The organism is Vibrio hangzhouensis (assembly GCF_900107935.1).
GTDB classification, from domain to species: Bacteria; Pseudomonadota; Gammaproteobacteria; order Enterobacterales; family Vibrionaceae; genus Vibrio; species Vibrio hangzhouensis.
Genome location: NZ_FNVG01000003.1, coordinates 137860 through 152283, shown reverse-complemented (window position 1 = coordinate 152283; position 14424 = coordinate 137860). Strand labels below are relative to the sequence as shown.

Annotated in this window: 13 protein-coding genes; 4 read left to right on the top strand and 9 right to left on the bottom strand. The window is 46.9% G+C overall.

Annotation, left to right across the window (positions count from 1 at the left end):
• Positions 1-116 precede the first annotated feature (116 nt).
• On the top strand, positions 117-2006 hold the full coding sequence (locus C4S60_RS04325; RefSeq protein ID WP_103879110.1) for a BNR-4 repeat-containing protein: 1890 nt from the start codon (positions 117-119) through the stop codon (positions 2004-2006).
• Positions 2007-2046: 40 nt separating this feature from the next.
• On the opposite strand, the gene ispH is transcribed toward C4S60_RS04325, so the two are convergent.
• The 6 genes from ispH to murJ form a co-directional block, all read right to left on the bottom strand.
• Positions 2047-3003 (bottom strand): 4-hydroxy-3-methylbut-2-enyl diphosphate reductase, encoded by a 957-nt coding sequence (gene ispH / locus C4S60_RS04320; RefSeq protein WP_103879109.1) that lies wholly within the window; start codon positions 3001-3003, stop codon positions 2047-2049.
• A gap of 32 nt (positions 3004-3035) precedes the next feature.
• Positions 3036-3467, bottom strand: a complete 432-nt coding sequence (fkpB, locus tag C4S60_RS04315; protein ID WP_103879108.1) for an FKBP-type peptidyl-prolyl cis-trans isomerase — start codon at positions 3465-3467, stop codon at positions 3036-3038.
• 120 nt (positions 3468-3587) lie between these two features.
• Positions 3588-4091 carry a signal peptidase II gene (gene lspA, locus C4S60_RS04310; RefSeq protein ID WP_103879107.1) on the bottom strand — a complete coding sequence of 168 codons (504 nt, stop codon included), beginning with the start codon at positions 4089-4091 and terminating at the stop codon, positions 3588-3590.
• A 130-nt stretch (positions 4092-4221) separates the two neighbouring features.
• Positions 4222-7050 (bottom strand): isoleucine--tRNA ligase, encoded by a 2829-nt coding sequence (gene ileS / locus C4S60_RS04305; protein WP_103879106.1) that lies wholly within the window; start codon positions 7048-7050, stop codon positions 4222-4224.
• 62 nt (positions 7051-7112) lie between these two features.
• Entirely contained in the window at positions 7113-8048 is a 936-nt protein-coding gene (ribF, locus tag C4S60_RS04300) for a bifunctional riboflavin kinase/FAD synthetase (RefSeq protein ID WP_103879105.1), read from the bottom strand.
• A 69-nt stretch (positions 8049-8117) separates the two neighbouring features.
• Positions 8118-9680 carry a murein biosynthesis integral membrane protein MurJ gene (murJ, locus tag C4S60_RS04295; RefSeq protein ID WP_167390955.1) on the bottom strand — a complete coding sequence of 521 codons (1563 nt, stop codon included), beginning with the start codon at positions 9678-9680 and terminating at the stop codon, positions 8118-8120.
• Positions 9681-9938: 258 nt separating this feature from the next.
• Between murJ and rpsT the strand changes: the two genes are divergently transcribed.
• Positions 9939-10199 carry a 30S ribosomal protein S20 gene (rpsT, locus tag C4S60_RS04290; protein WP_103879104.1) on the top strand — a complete coding sequence of 87 codons (261 nt, stop codon included), beginning with the start codon at positions 9939-9941 and terminating at the stop codon, positions 10197-10199.
• Positions 10200-10265: 66 nt separating this feature from the next.
• Here the strand turns inward: rpsT and C4S60_RS04285 are convergent, their stop codons facing one another.
• Positions 10266-10565, bottom strand: a complete 300-nt coding sequence (locus tag C4S60_RS04285) for an ArsR/SmtB family transcription factor (protein WP_103879103.1) — start codon at positions 10563-10565, stop codon at positions 10266-10268.
• Positions 10566-10740: 175 nt separating this feature from the next.
• Complete coding sequence (nhaR, locus tag C4S60_RS04280; protein ID WP_103879102.1) at positions 10741-11634, bottom strand: transcriptional activator NhaR; 894 nt, start codon at positions 11632-11634, stop codon at positions 10741-10743.
• Between the two features lie 408 nt (positions 11635-12042).
• Between nhaR and C4S60_RS04275 the strand changes: the two genes are divergently transcribed.
• Positions 12043-13188 (top strand): Na/Pi symporter, encoded by a 1146-nt coding sequence (locus C4S60_RS04275; protein ID WP_103879274.1) that lies wholly within the window; start codon positions 12043-12045, stop codon positions 13186-13188.
• A 51-nt stretch (positions 13189-13239) separates the two neighbouring features.
• Here C4S60_RS04275 and C4S60_RS04270 read toward each other — a convergent pair whose 3' ends face one another.
• The gene (locus C4S60_RS04270) at positions 13240-13803 is read right to left on the bottom strand and encodes a Slp family lipoprotein (protein WP_103879101.1); all 564 of its coding nucleotides are present in this window, start codon (positions 13801-13803) and stop codon (positions 13240-13242) included.
• A 228-nt stretch (positions 13804-14031) separates the two neighbouring features.
• Here C4S60_RS04270 and C4S60_RS04265 point away from each other — a divergent pair, with 228 nt between their 5' ends.
• Positions 14032-14352: a hypothetical protein gene (locus C4S60_RS04265; protein WP_103879100.1), complete on the top strand. Its 321-nt coding sequence runs from the start codon at positions 14032-14034 to the stop codon at positions 14350-14352.
• The last annotated feature ends 72 nt before the right edge of the window (positions 14353-14424 follow it).

Below are 14424 nucleotides of genomic sequence, written 5' to 3'. Positions count from 1 at the left end.
CCGAAAAAGCTATCGATCTGATAGCGGCGGTAGGATACCAAAATAGTTCAATGAGTAAAGCCTATTCTCTCTATTGAAACGTTTTTTTACCTTTCTCAATTTCGATTCGGAAAACCATGAAAATGTCTGTTTCTCGCCCGCTAATTTTATTGACACTGGGTCTGCTCACCCTTATCGGTTGTAATTCACAAGATAAACAAGCCTCAAATCCTGATAAGCCGGAACCTCCAACTGAGGACTGCCAGCTAAACTGGCAACAAACGTTTGAACACCTTAACCGAACCTGGTTAAGGTCCCGTTACGATCACAGCTGTGTGGAACAAGCGGATAACGCTCCAACGATACGTACTAGCAAAGACGCAGCAACGGCGCTTCACTATCAAAATATTTTTGACAGAGAGCGGGAACGCTATGGATATCATCCCCGCTTCATACCAGGACGCCCCTACTTTGATGCCAATAACCTCCCCTGGATGATCGTCAATAATATGAACCAGTTCAATCGCGGAGATGATCAACCGGGTTACCATCAAGATCCTGTGACACTGGCCCGCACCGATAAACCCCTGCATGCACTGACCTACGATGATCGGGTCTACTCATCATTCTACAGTAACGGTGTAGAGTGCACTGACTGCGATTCCTATCTGGTACGTTTAACCGAAAGTGGCGAGTGGGTATCCATCTCACTCAGAGAGTTGGAGCGCGAGTTGGGCTTCCGTCAAAATGACGATGGTCTGGACGGTTATCGCTACCGATACATTGAACAAGTCTATTTTCAGAATAATGGTGATGTCTTTTTCAAGCTGGACCATGGTGTAGTTCGATATCAGGCTTCAAGCCAGTCCTGGCTTGGTTATAGCAAGCATTGGATAGCGCAAACTGAAATGGTTGGCGATGGCGAACATGCACCGCTGTTCGTTCGTGCGAAAAACAGGACTTACACAATTTCCCGCTTAGTCTCTCAGGGTAATGGCGAGTTAATATGGCAAGACGAAGTCGTGCCACTGCCTTTATCGCTAGGATTGTATCGTGGCAGCCACCCTATAGTGTGGCACGGTAATACCCTTCACATCGCTGCCATTAGTTTTGATGCACTAGACCATAATCGCCAGGACTATAACACTGGTCAATACTACGTTCGCTACCAACTAGGCAGTGAAAGTGCCGATGTGATGTTTATGGGTTGGAGCGGTTCGACCTCTGAAGCTACTCCAGATTCGCACAATCAACCGATTATCCACATCGATAGTAAAGACAGGCTCCATTTTCTATCAGGGGCACACAATCATCAGATCTGGCATCGCTACTCCCAGCTTCCGGTCACCGACGAACGTTGGAACAACAACCACCAGCTGTGGGTTGATGGTGAAACAGCAAACGACAAGTTTTCCCCTGGCCCTGACTCGCCAGTCGCACGTTATCCGGGCGATCTGCCTTTAAAGGACGGCGTTAATTATGTTGGACAACCCTATGGCCGATATACCTACGTGCACGGGGTGATCACCGAGGGAGACAACTTATATCTGGCAATGAGAAACACCGCGCCTGACACCGATGCTCCGTCAGGATACCGACTGGAGTGGTTAGAAGGAGAACTGCAGAGCGGTGGCAATTATCAGTGGCAAGATGTGGGGGTAGTTGTAATGCCGAACTGGCAACAATATTCAAACTACACCCAAAAGGTGCATCAGGACAAACTCGGTAATCTCTACCTGCTTTTCACCTATGAAATCCAGAATTTCAACGATGATAGCTGGTTTAATCAAAGTCTGCGTGTCAGTAAGTCCAGTCAGCAAGAGTGTGCTGAGCTGTCGAACAACAGTGACTGTATCCACGTCGTCACCGAGCACTACCGTCGCTGGCCCAATGAGGCACTGGCAGGCTCATCAAGCCGCTATAGTCAGCCCTATCAGCATAACCCGACCCTGCTGATGAGTACCGATAATGGTCAGAATTGGCGCTTGGCAAATACCGAGACTTTCCTGGCGCACCGAATACCTTAGCAAAAAAAAACGCCGCGTGATTCTACGCGGCGTTTTTTAACTAATCGACTTGCTTAATTTGCAACTCTCTCGGCACTTCAAAGAACATATTCTCTTCTCGGCCTAATACTTCTTCAACATCATCTGCGCCTAACGCTTTGATCTTGTCGATGATTTGATTAACCAGCTCTTCTGGCGCTGAGGCCCCAGCGGTCACACCCACCAGCCCCTTGCCTTCAAACCATTCAGCTTCAATCAGATCAGGCGTATCGGTTAAGTATGCTGGCGTGCCCAGCTTTTCAGCCAGTTCTTTCAGGCGTGTCGAGTTGGAAGAGTTAGTTGAGCCTACAACGACCATGACATCCACAGCGCCAGCCAGTTCACGCACCGCGTCCTGACGATTTTGTGTCGCATAACAAATGTCATCTTTGCGCGGCCCCTGGATCTCTGGAAATACTTCTCTAAGCTTTTCAATCACATCGGAAGTTTCGTCCACAGAGAGTGTAGTCTGGCTGACATAATGCAGATTGCTGGGATCCTTCACTTGAAGCAAAGCCACATCTGCCGGTTTTTCGACCAGATACATGCCCCCGGTTTCGCTCGCATACTGCCCCATAGTGCCTTCCACTTCAGGATGACCCGCATGACCAATCAACACCACTTCCATGTTCTTACGGCTGGCACGCGCCACTTCCATATGCACTTTAGTCACCAATGGACAGGTCGCATCAAAAACAGTAAGCGCACGCTGCTTCGCTTCTTTACGCACTGCCTGCGAGACACCATGAGCAGAGAAAATCACGATATTGTCGTCTGGGACTTCACTCAGCTCTTCCACAAAAATGGCACCGCGCTGCTTAAGCCCTTCCACCACAAATCGGTTATGCACCACTTCGTGACGCACGTAAATCGGTGGCTGGTACATTTCCAGAGCACGTTCCACAATGCTAATGGCTCTGTCTACACCGGCACAGAAGCCTCGTGGGTTAGCTAACTTGATCTTCATTTCATTACTCATCGATGAACCGCTTTTACTTACTTGGCTGATGTTTACTCTACTTCCAGAATGTCGACCTCAAAGGTGACGTCTTGTCCGGCTAACGGGTGATTAAAATCTACTGTTACCGAATCACCCGCAATATCAGTGATGATACCGGGAATTTCCATACCGTCAGGACCTGAGAAGGCCATTATTGTACCTACTTCCACCTCAGAGTCACCCACAAACTTAGCTCTGTCCATATGATGAATATTATCCGGATTCGGCAAACCAAACGCATCCTCTGCCTTCAATTCAATGGCTTTACTGTCACCGGACTGCAGTCCTAACAGGCACTGTTCAAAATTATCACTCAGGCTGCCATCACCGATGATCAATTTAGCGGGTTTCCCCATATTATGAGTGCTATCGGCGACGGAACCATCTTTCAGTTTAATGGTAAAATGGAGGGTGACTGCGCTATCCTGGGAAATGGTGCTCACGTTACTGCTTCCTTGTGCTGTTATCGAGTCTATCGACGACTCGTTTATTGTTATGTCTTGTTATATAAAAAAGCGCCGTGCATATCAACGCACAGCGCTTAAGGTTATTCATTATCTACGCTAGTTTTGCTCTTTACTGCGAAAGCTATCGATAATAATCATCGCAGCGCCAATACAAATCGCCATATCGGCCAGATTGAAAGCAGGCCAATGATAACTGCCCCAGTAGAAGTCCAAGTAGTCAACGACAAAACCATGGACAACACGATCAAATACATTGCCTACTGCTCCACCGATGATCATCGCGTAAGCAATGTTGTTCCACTTCTCCTTTGCCGGAAGTCTGCTCATCCAGTAGGTCAGCATGCCCGTTACGACAAACGCAATACCAGTAAACAGCCAGCGCTGCCAACCCGCTTGATCGCTCAAAAAGCTAAATGCTGCGCCATAGTTATGGACATAAAGCAGATTGAAAAAAGGCAAGATCTCAATTCGATTCGCCCAGCCGTAGCCCATGCTATCCATGACCACGAGTTTGATGCTGATATCAGCAATAAAAATCACCACCGCTAGCCACAGCCAACGGACACCTGATTGTCGAAATGTGATTGCTGTTTCGCTCATCTGTTTCCTTTCTCGCTACCTTGAGTAGCAAACACTCAATGAATTATATGTTCAATCAGTTAGCTGATAAAAACAACCCCAGTAAAAACTGGGGCTGTCAAATCTTTGAAAAGTTCCGATTAGCTTACAATTAAGCGAACTTACGAACTTCGCCTTCACCGTCTACGTTCGACACGCAGCGACCACAAATCTTCTCGTGACCCGCAATCGTGCCTACGTCTGGTGTGTGATGCCAGCAGCGGTCACACTTCTCGTTTTCCGTCGCAGCAACTTCAACGAATAGACCCTCTAGTTCGGTCGCCTTCGCCGCATCTGTCTTTTCAGATACTGACTTAACGGTTGCCGCAGACGTTAGCAATACGAAACGCAGCTCATCTTCTAACTTGCCAAGCTTCGCTAGCAGCGCGTCATCAGCGAACAAGGTGATTTCAGCCTGTAATGCACCACCAATGGTCTTCTCACTACGAGCCGCTTCTAGCTGCTTGTTCACTGCATCACGAACGGTTTGTATTTCTGCCCAGAACTCGTTGTTTAGCTCTTCGCCTTCAGCAAGACCGAACAAACCTTCAAACCACTCACCCGAGAATACAAACTTATCACGTTGACCTGGCATTTCGTTCCAGATTTCGTCAGCGGTGAACGACATGATAGGTGCCATCCAGCGAACCAACGCTTCAACGATGTAGTAAAGAGCCGTCTGACAGCTGCGCTGTGCGTGACCGCCCAGTTTTGCAGTGTACTGACGATCTTTAATAACATCTAGGTAGAACGAGCCCATCTCAATAGAGCAGAACTGCATCAGACGTTGAGTCACGCCGTGCGTGTTGTACTCACCGTAAGCTTTCACGATCTCTTCTTGAGCCGCTAGCGCTCTGCCTACAGCCCAGCGATCCAGTGCCACCATTTCTTCTGCTGATACCAGGTCAGTTTCTGGGTTGAAACCGTTCAGGTTTGCCAGGAAGAAACGCGCAGTGTTACGGATACGACGGTAAGCATCTGCGGAACGTTTTAGGATTTCGTCAGAAACCGCAACTTCGCCAGTGTAATCAGTCGATGCAACCCACAGACGCAGGATATCTGCACCCAGCTTGTTAGTCACATCTTTTGGCGCAACAACGTTACCGATAGATTTCGACATCTTGCGACCGTGACCGTCGACCACGAAGCCGTGCGTTAGCACTTGCTTGTAAGGCGCTTCGTCTTTCATCGCAATAGATGAAATAAGTGAAGACTGGAACCAACCACGGTGTTGGTCAGAACCTTCTAGGTATAGGTCGGCACTGTTACCGTTAAACTCTTCACGAGAGTCAACAACAGAGTAGTGCGTCACACCAGAATCGAACCAAACGTCTAGTGTATCCAGAACTTTTTCGTACTGGTCTGCGTCATCACCTAGTAGGTCTGCAATTTCTACATCCCACCAAGCTTGAATGCCTTTTTCTTCAACCAGCTGAGCCACTTTTTCAATCAGCTCTAGCGAGTTTGGATGAAGTTCTGCTGTCTCTTTGTGAACGAACAGAGCGATTGGCACACCCCAGGTACGCTGACGAGAGATACACCACTCAGGGCGACCTTCGATCATACCTTCGATACGGCTTTGGCCCCACTCAGGCATCCACTCAACACCTTTGATCGACTCTAGTGCTTTAGCACGTAGACCCGCTTGATCCATAGACACAAACCACTGAGGTGTGGCACGGAAGATGATTGGCGTCTTATGGCGCCAGCAGTGTGGGTAGCTGTGCTCGTACGCGTGATGGTGAAGTAGCGCACCTTTCTCTTTCAGTACTTCTACAACGGCATCGTTGGCTTTAAACACGTGTTGACCAGCGAATAACTCAGTATCTGGCAGGTAAACGCCGTTTGAGCCAACTGGGTTAGCCACTTCTAGGTCATATTTTTGACCGACAGCGAAGTCTTCTTGACCGTGACCAGGAGCAGTATGAACCACACCAGTACCAGACTCAGTTGTCACGTGATCGCCTAGGATCGCCGGAACGGTGAAGTCGTAGAATGGGTGATTAAATTGGGAAAGCTCTAGATCCGCACCTTTCGCAAAACCAAGGTTGTGGAAGTGCTCGATACCTGCGCGATCCATCACGTCTTTCGCCAGCTCAGAAGCCACGATAATACGCTCTGGGTTGTCGCCTTCCGTTTGGATTAGCACGTACTCCAGATCGTCACGCAGACACACAGCACGGTTTGCTGGCAGTGTCCAAGGCGTCGTAGTCCAGATGATGATAGAAATATTACCCTGACCTTCATGGCCTTCGGTTAGCGAGAACTTAGCCAGCAGAGCGGCCTCATCAGCCGCTTTAAAACGAACATCAATAGACGGGGACACTTTATCTTTGTACTCAACTTCTGCTTCTGCCAATGCAGAGCCACAGTCTGTACACCAGTGTACTGGTTTGAAACCTTTTAGTAGGTGGCCGTTATCCGCGATCTTACCCAGTGCACGGATAATGTTTGCTTCAGTAGCAAAATCCATTGTGCGGTAAGGCTTGTCCCACTCACCAAGAATACCAAGACGCTTGAAGCTCTCTTTCTGACCTTCAACCTGACCTGCCGCGTATTGGCGGCACTTGTCGCGAAACTCAGCCGCCGTCACTTTTTGACCTGGCTTACCGACTTTCTTTTCTACCATCAGTTCGATAGGTAGACCGTGGCAATCCCAGCCAGGAATGTAAGGTGCGTCAAAACCTGAAAGTGTTTTGGATTTAATAATAATGTCTTTAAGAATCTTGTTTAGAGCGTGACCAATATGAATGTCACCGTTCGCGTATGGAGGACCATCGTGCAGAACGAAGGATTTTTTGCCTTTCTTAGCTTTACGGATCTCACCGTAAAGATCTTCTTTATACCAGCGCTTAAGCATTTCTGGCTCACGATTGGCCAGATTACCGCGCATAGGAAACCCTGTTTCAGGTAGGTTCAGGGTATCTTTATACTCACTCATCGATTCTTAATTCCGTTGTATTGGGCGAAAGTTAGACATTATGTTAGCGGTGGAATCTTCCGCTAACCCTCGAACTGACGTAGCCACACCCTTGCTACCTCAGCATCCAATTCTATTTGCTGCTTAAGCAGCTCCAGTGACTCAAACTTTTTCTCATCACGGATCTTATGCAGAAGTGCTACTTCGATCTGCTTACCATAAAGGTTGCCTTCAAAGTCAAAGATATGCACTTCTAAATCTGGTGTCGTTCCCGCTACCGTTGGTTTTTTACCAATATTGGCAATACCTGGCAGCGGTGAACTGTCAACACCCATCACCTGTACCGCATACACACCACGAACAGGTACAACATAGCGTTTTAACGAAATGTTAGCCGTTGGAAAGCCAAAATCACGCGCCAGTTTCTGGCCGTGAGCCACTCTTCCCGACAGGGTATAGTGGCGCCCTAACATTTCCGCACTCGCATCCAATTCATCATTGGCCAGAGCCTGACGAATAGCTGTGCTGCTGACACGAGTTTGCTCCACACAAAAGCTTGCGGTGTTCACGACCTTAAAGCCGAACTCTTCGCCCGCCTGCTTGAGCATGTTGAAGTTTCCTTCGCGCCCTTTGCCAAAGCGAAAATCATCGCCAACGACAAGGAACTTAACACCCAATTTATTTACCAACAAGTCTCGGATAAAAGACTCAGGTGACAAACTGGCAAAACGTTGATTGAAATTAACACATAGCAAGCGATCTAGCTGCATTTCCTCAAGCAGTTCATATTTATCGCGCAAGCGAGTCAGTCGGGCTGGGGCTTTATCTTTAGCAAAAAGCTCCATCGGCTGAGGCTCGAACGTCATGACGACGGCAGGTAATCCTAAAGCCATTGCTTTCTGCTTGACTTGCTCCAGAACACGTTGATGTCCCAAGTGCACGCCATCGAAATTACCAATGGTTAATACGCAGCCATGGTGCTGATCTTTAAGGTTATGTATGCCTCGAATGAGTTCCATGAAACGACTAAACCACCTGCTTGAGTAAATTATACTTGTGTGAAACCGACGGATTATAACCAATCATTGTTAATCTGTCGCTGCTTTTAAGTCTTTGACTCGAATTCCCAATAAAAGCAGAGTAAGCAGATAACTAACGCCCCCCAAAACGATGAGTCCCGTAAGGGTGAAGACACGCTCAGACAGCCCCCAGCTTAGCCATTGTTGCATATCCTGAAGTTGCCATTGTATAACGGCCACCATCACCGCCGCACCAAGTATTAAGCGAACAACAAATCCAATGGTTTGTCGGGTCACCTGATACACCTGCTGCAGGTGCAGGCCTCGATACAGTAACGCCATATTTATAAAGGCAGACAAAGCCGTCGCCATTGCCAGTCCGACGTATCCATAGAAATAAGCAAAGATCGCATTGAATACCATGTTAGACACCATGGCTACAATACCGTACTTCACGGGTGTTTTCGTATCCTGACGAGAGTAGTAACCAGGCGCAAGCACCTTAATCAGCATAAAGTTAAGCAGACCCGACGCATAAGCCAACAAAGACAGTGACGCCTGCTCCACGTCATGCGGCGTAAACTCTCCTCGCATAAACAACACCATCAGCATCGGTTTCGCCAACACCATCAGCCCCAACATGGCCGGTAAGCCCAACAGGATCACCATGCGTACTCCCCAGTCCATCGTATGGGCAAACCCTTCGTTGTGAGCATCAACGTGTTTACGTGATAGCGCAGGCAAAATGACCGTAGCAATCGCGATACCAAACAGGCCCAGAGGAAACTCCAGTAAACGATCTGAATAGTAAAGCCAACTGATGGAGCCCGTAGCAAGAAAACTGGCAATAAAGGTATCAAACAGTAAGTTGATTTGACTCACAGAGACGCCAAAGAGAGCCGGAATCATTAAGGTTCTGATCTTTACGACACCCGGGTCACGCCAGCCCCACTTAGGCTTAACCAGGACCCCCTCTTTAATAAGGAAAGGAATCTGGAAAGCGAACTGAACAAAACCACCTAAAAACACCCCAATAGCCAGGCCGATTTCTGGTTGATTCAGGTTCGGTGAAATAAACCAGGCGCTGGCAATGATCATCACATTAAGAAACACCGGGGTAAAAGAAGAGACGGCAAATTTCCCCAGCGTATTCAGAATAGCCCCCGACAGGGCGACAAAAGTAATAAACCAAAGATAAGGAAAGGTGATTTTAAGCATCAGACTGGCCAGTTCGAACTTAGGCGCTGCCGGACCGCCGTTCAACCAGTCAAGAAACCAGCCAAAGCCAAATAGGGCCGTCACCACGCTTGAACCGATAATACCCAGTAGTGTGACTATAGTGACGATCACCCCCAGGGTTCCTGATGCTTTGGCAATTAACTCTCGGGTTTTGTCTTTATCGCCCGAAGCATGATACTCGGTTAGAACAGGAATAAATGCTTGCGAAAATGCACCTTCAGCGAAGAGTCGGCGCAGAAAATTGGGGATTTTGTTGGCAAAGAAAAACACATCCGCGCTTGCCCCTGCTCCCATAAGGTTGGCAACCACTACGTCTCGTACTAGTCCTAGAACTCGAGACACCAACGTCATGGCACTAACAATCATGCCTGACTTTAAAAGGCGTTTACTCACAATAACCTCGGAAATACCTAGCCAATGCCTGCTATTTATCGGTTTCAATAGCCTTTGTTATTGAAGAGAGGATTAGTATTAGCATTGGTCGAAAAATACTGTTAGAATCCCCGCCATCTTAACCGCGATAGCCCACAGATATCAAAAATTGTTTTATATCGTCGGGTTTTTGCACAAATCATTTGACAATTAAGCGCAAATGAGGGATATTCCTCGCCCTTAAATTGTCACCGAACTAAGTTTTTGGGAGTTAGACCCTTGGCAAACAGTAAATCTGCTAAGAAGCGCGCTATCCAAGCTGAGAAACGTCGTCAGCACAACGCTAGCCGTCGCTCTATGATGCGCACTTACATGAAGAAAACAATCGCAGCTATCGAAGCTGGCGACAAAGAAGCAGCAACTTCTGCATTTGCAGCAGTTACTCCAATCCTTGACCGTATGGCGACTAAAGGCCTTATTCACAAGAATAAAGCAGCTCGTCACAAGGCTCGCTTCACTGCGGCAATCAAAGCTCTATAATATAGACTTTGTATTGTGTTAAAAAACCGGCTTAAGCCGGTTTTTTTGTTTCTGCAAAACATTAAATCAATCTGTGCTGCAGTATAAGCCATGTAGCAGTTCAATCATTTGACGAACTTCTTTGCTGCTCAACGTATAGTAGACCGTTTGAGCCTCTTTTCTTGTAGACACTAACCCATCACGGCGCAACCACGCTAAATGCTGCGATAATGCAGATTGGCTCAACTCTAATCGAGCACACAACTCCCCCACTGATAGCTCCGTGTTGTGGAGCATACACAGAATTTGCAGGCGTCTCTCGTTTGCCATCGCTTTAAGGAGAACTACCGCTTGTGATGCGTTTTTTTCCATCTCCTGCAAGTTCATATTCTACCTCTATTTCTTCATCGACCTTTCGTGCCGTTCATGCCTGAGCAAGCAAGCATGTTCTAAGCAATAAATCCGTACCTTTGCTCACATTTTACATGGATAAAATCATGTGAATAGCGCTTTGTTTAAATTAGTGTGCGGATCTTTATTAATTTGTTACCTGAATCCAAACTCAGAATGCCAGTAAATCGGTAAAATCCGCCTCACACACACTTTTCACCGCTGGATGCTGAATCATGCGCTCAGCAAAAATTACGTAGTACTCTTCTTTGATGTCTTCAATATCGCCAATCAACTGCAGATTACGCTTATCTCTCATCTCAGACATATAAATGCTAGGTGCCAGGAAAATCACATCCTCTTTATACATAGAGAATGCTTTCATTAATGCGACGTCATCAAACTCTCCAAGAATATTGGGCTGAATACCCTGTTGATCGAACCACTGCAGAACTTTACGCCCCATAGAGGTACGGCTCCCTGGAATAAGCAGTCGCCTGTGCTCCAGAATTTCCGGGAAGCTGACGTTGTCCAGATAACCAGAGGTGAAAAAACTCATTCGACTTTCCCCTAGTTTTTTACTAAAGAGACCCGGGCTTTGGCTGGAATCGACAGGGCAATCAGACAAGATCATATCCAGTTTATGTTGTGAAAGTTGTTCAAGCAGCATTTCATGGGTTGACTCAAAACAACGAAGATGGATGCTGTTGTCTTCTGGGATCGTGGTCATTAAAATTTTACTTACCAAACGCTTGGACAGAGCATCCGCAACACCGACATCAAACAGCACGTTGGAGCGCTGACTGTAGTTGACGATATCCAGCATTTCATAGCTTAAACCAAACATGCGATCCGCGTATTTATACACCAACTGCCCAAGCTCTGTCGGCTCTACACTGCGCCCATTTCGTTTGGTGAGCTTTCCATCCATTCTTTCTTCGAGCGCTTTGATCTGCCCGGTCACGGTCTGCGGGGTGAGAAAAAGTGCATCCGCAGCCTTAGTAACCGAACCTTGTTTGCAGACCATCCAAAAATAATAGAGATGGTTATAGTTAAGATGTGACATGCTATACCGCCTAAAAGTAATGAGCGTCTTTTATAACAAAATCCACTCCAACCAACAATCTTCGATAAAACCTTATCTTTATAGAATTATAACTACAAATACCGAACTTTCCATTGTCACAAAGCACCACTAATTGTCATATAAAACTTAGAGTTAGGCTCTGAAATCGAAATAATTCATCAATGACTTCAAATTAATCTCTTTTTCTCCTGAATAATAGAATTCATATAATTCAATGACTTAACCATCAAAATCAAACACCAACTGTGCAAAAAACGGTCAAAAGTCGCAGATGATGCATGAAGAAATACAAACGTCATATTTCTGTAATATTTGAGCTCTACTATCGCCTCAGATTCAACAACAGGCCAATCAATGAAAGACACAGGCCAAATGGAGAAAACTATGATGAACCAAGCAACAACAGCTGCGACTCCAATGTCGAGTACGACTCGCTGGCTACGCTGGGCTAACTTGGCATTCATGCTTTACTTACTACTACTTGCCGTTTCTATGGTAGGCAGTGGCTTTAAAATGGCGACAGGCGAACATGCGAAAGTTCTGTTTGAGTTTGCCTCTCACCCAGTAGCGGGCCTGATGATTGGTCTGGTTGCTACCGCTCTCATTCAGTCTTCTAGTACTGTGACGTCAATTATCGTTGGTCTGGTAGCGGGTGGCCTTCCTGTCACTACAGCAATCCCAATGATTATGGGTGCCAATATTGGTACAACCGTCACTAACACGCTGGTGAGCCTTGGTCACGTTCGTTGCAACACCGAATTTAAACGCGCTTTTGCCAGTGCAACGATTCACGACTTCTTTAATTTGCTCGCTGTCGCAATTTTCCTACCTCTGGAAATGATGTTTGGCATCCTTGAGAAAATTTCAAACTGGTTGGTTTCGCCAATGATGTCTACTGGCGACATGAGCATGAAGGGTCTTAACTTCATCAAGCCAATCACGAAACCAGTTGTGAGCGCTATCCAGGAGCCATTAAGCTCATTTGGCAGCGTAACCGGCGGTGTGTTGCTGATTGTTCTGGGCATCGCAACGATCTTTGTCGCTATCACTGTGATGGGTAAACTGATGAAGAGCCTAATGGTCGGTCGTGCACGTGAAATTCTTAAGAATGCTATCGGTCGTGGTCCACTACACGGTATCGCATCAGGCTCTATCGTCACTATTCTGGTACAGTCTTCATCGACAACTACCAGTCTGATGGTCCCACTTGTCGGCTCTGGTACTCTGAAGGTTCGTGATGTGTATCCATTTACTCTGGGCGCAAACATCGGTACCTGTATTACAGGTTTGCTTGCAGCGACAGCGGTATCGGGTGAGTTTGCAGTCTTCGCATTGCAAATTGCACTGGTGCATCTGATCTTCAATGTGATGGCAACTATCTTAATCTTTGGTATTCCATTCCTGCGTGAACTGCCAGTCAAAGGGGCAGACTATATCTCGGATATGGCTATCAAAAACAAAGCGGTTGTTGCAGGTTATCTGGTCTCTATCTTCGTGGTCATTCCTGGTTCTATCTTAGCAATGACAGCGTAATCACAAGCCCAATCTGAAAAAGCCCAACTGCATGCAGTTGGGCTTTTTTTATCAGAAATCACCATAGTCATAGGCATCATAGTGGTCGATAATGTCTACGTCATCCACATAGTCCCAATAATAGTAGCGGTCATAGTAATAGTCATAATAGGGATCACCCACATAGTAGGTTTTTATCTTATTGTCCTCTGTCCATAAGTAATAGTTAACGGCTTTTATTACAGGCACTGTCAGCGTCTGCTCTCCCACCTCAATCACTTCAGCGCCCTCAATCTCACCAACAAAAGTCATCGGTTTGCCTTGCACAAAGACGCTGGGATCCAAAAAACGTTCGACCTTCACCACAAAGCGACTTGAGCCCTGCAAAGTTTCATCTGGACGATGCTTAGAATCCAGTTCAAACTGACTGATTTGCAGTTCACTGCTGTTGGATGTCGGGTTAGTGAGTTTTGCAATAATCCCCCCCCAACGTGCGGACTGTCCGGCATAGGCCGATGGATTGCTTTTTGCCATAGAGTAACCCACCAGCAAACTTTCATCCGCCACTTTCACTTCATCAGGGCCACTACTGCAACCTGCAAGCATCACCACCAATACTCCTATCAATATGCGCATACCACATTCCTCAATCGGCTTTCCTTCATTATGGAATACTCTTCTTCGGCTTCGCAAGTTCACTTCATGCAAGCGCGAATACGATACCCCAAGGTTAACGTTTCGCCGTACCAATAGACCACAACAATAAACATACTCAAAAATGACCTAAGCCTAACACCTTGTTACTTAAATAAAATCTTACCTTTGTTTAGGCTATAGCTCTCTCTAACCCATTGGAATCATGACATGAAACACTGCCTTCTCGCCCTAACATTGATTATTGCCTCTCCCAGCTATGCCTACTATTGTGACCAGACAGCGGAAGGTGCGATTGATGGTGCCGTGGATGGTGCGATTACTGGCGCTGTTGTTGGCGGCATCGTTGACGGCGGATCGGGTGCAGCGGCAGGCGCAGCCATTGGCGGTGGCGCCGGAGCCGTAGCAGGCACCATTGACGGTGCATACGATGAGGAAGCCTGTGAAGTAGCAACAGATGTGATTGAGGAAGACATTGTTGAGGAAGAAGTGGTCGAAGAAGAAATCATCGAGGACGCTTATTACGACTGATAGTTTGCGGCAAACCAAGTCCGAAAAGTAACCTCAGAGTAACATCCCCTTTGTTACTCACTATTTGTTTTG

Excerpts from the sequence above, each read along its gene's own strand:
- lspA (WP_103879107.1), bottom strand. The coding sequence starts at position 4,091 with ATGAGCGAAACAGCAATCACATTTCGACAATCAGGTGTCCGTTGGCTG.
- C4S60_RS04285 (WP_103879103.1), bottom strand. The coding sequence starts at position 10,565 with ATGAACTTGCAGGAGATGGAAAAAAACGCATCACAAGCGGTAGTTCTC.
- C4S60_RS04265 (WP_103879100.1), top strand. The coding sequence starts at position 14,032 with ATGAAACACTGCCTTCTCGCCCTAACATTGATTATTGCCTCTCCCAGC.
- C4S60_RS04325 (WP_103879110.1), top strand. The coding sequence starts at position 117 with ATGAAAATGTCTGTTTCTCGCCCGCTAATTTTATTGACACTGGGTCTG.
- C4S60_RS04270 (WP_103879101.1), bottom strand. The coding sequence starts at position 13,803 with ATGCGCATATTGATAGGAGTATTGGTGGTGATGCTTGCAGGTTGCAGT.
- C4S60_RS04275 (WP_103879274.1), top strand. The coding sequence starts at position 12,043 with ATGAACCAAGCAACAACAGCTGCGACTCCAATGTCGAGTACGACTCGC.
- nhaR (WP_103879102.1), bottom strand. The coding sequence starts at position 11,634 with ATGTCACATCTTAACTATAACCATCTCTATTATTTTTGGATGGTCTGC.
- ispH (WP_103879109.1), bottom strand. The coding sequence starts at position 3,003 with ATGAGTAATGAAATGAAGATCAAGTTAGCTAACCCACGAGGCTTCTGT.
- ileS (WP_103879106.1), bottom strand. The coding sequence starts at position 7,050 with ATGAGTGAGTATAAAGATACCCTGAACCTACCTGAAACAGGGTTTCCT.
- ribF (WP_103879105.1), bottom strand. The coding sequence starts at position 8,048 with ATGGAACTCATTCGAGGCATACATAACCTTAAAGATCAGCACCATGGC.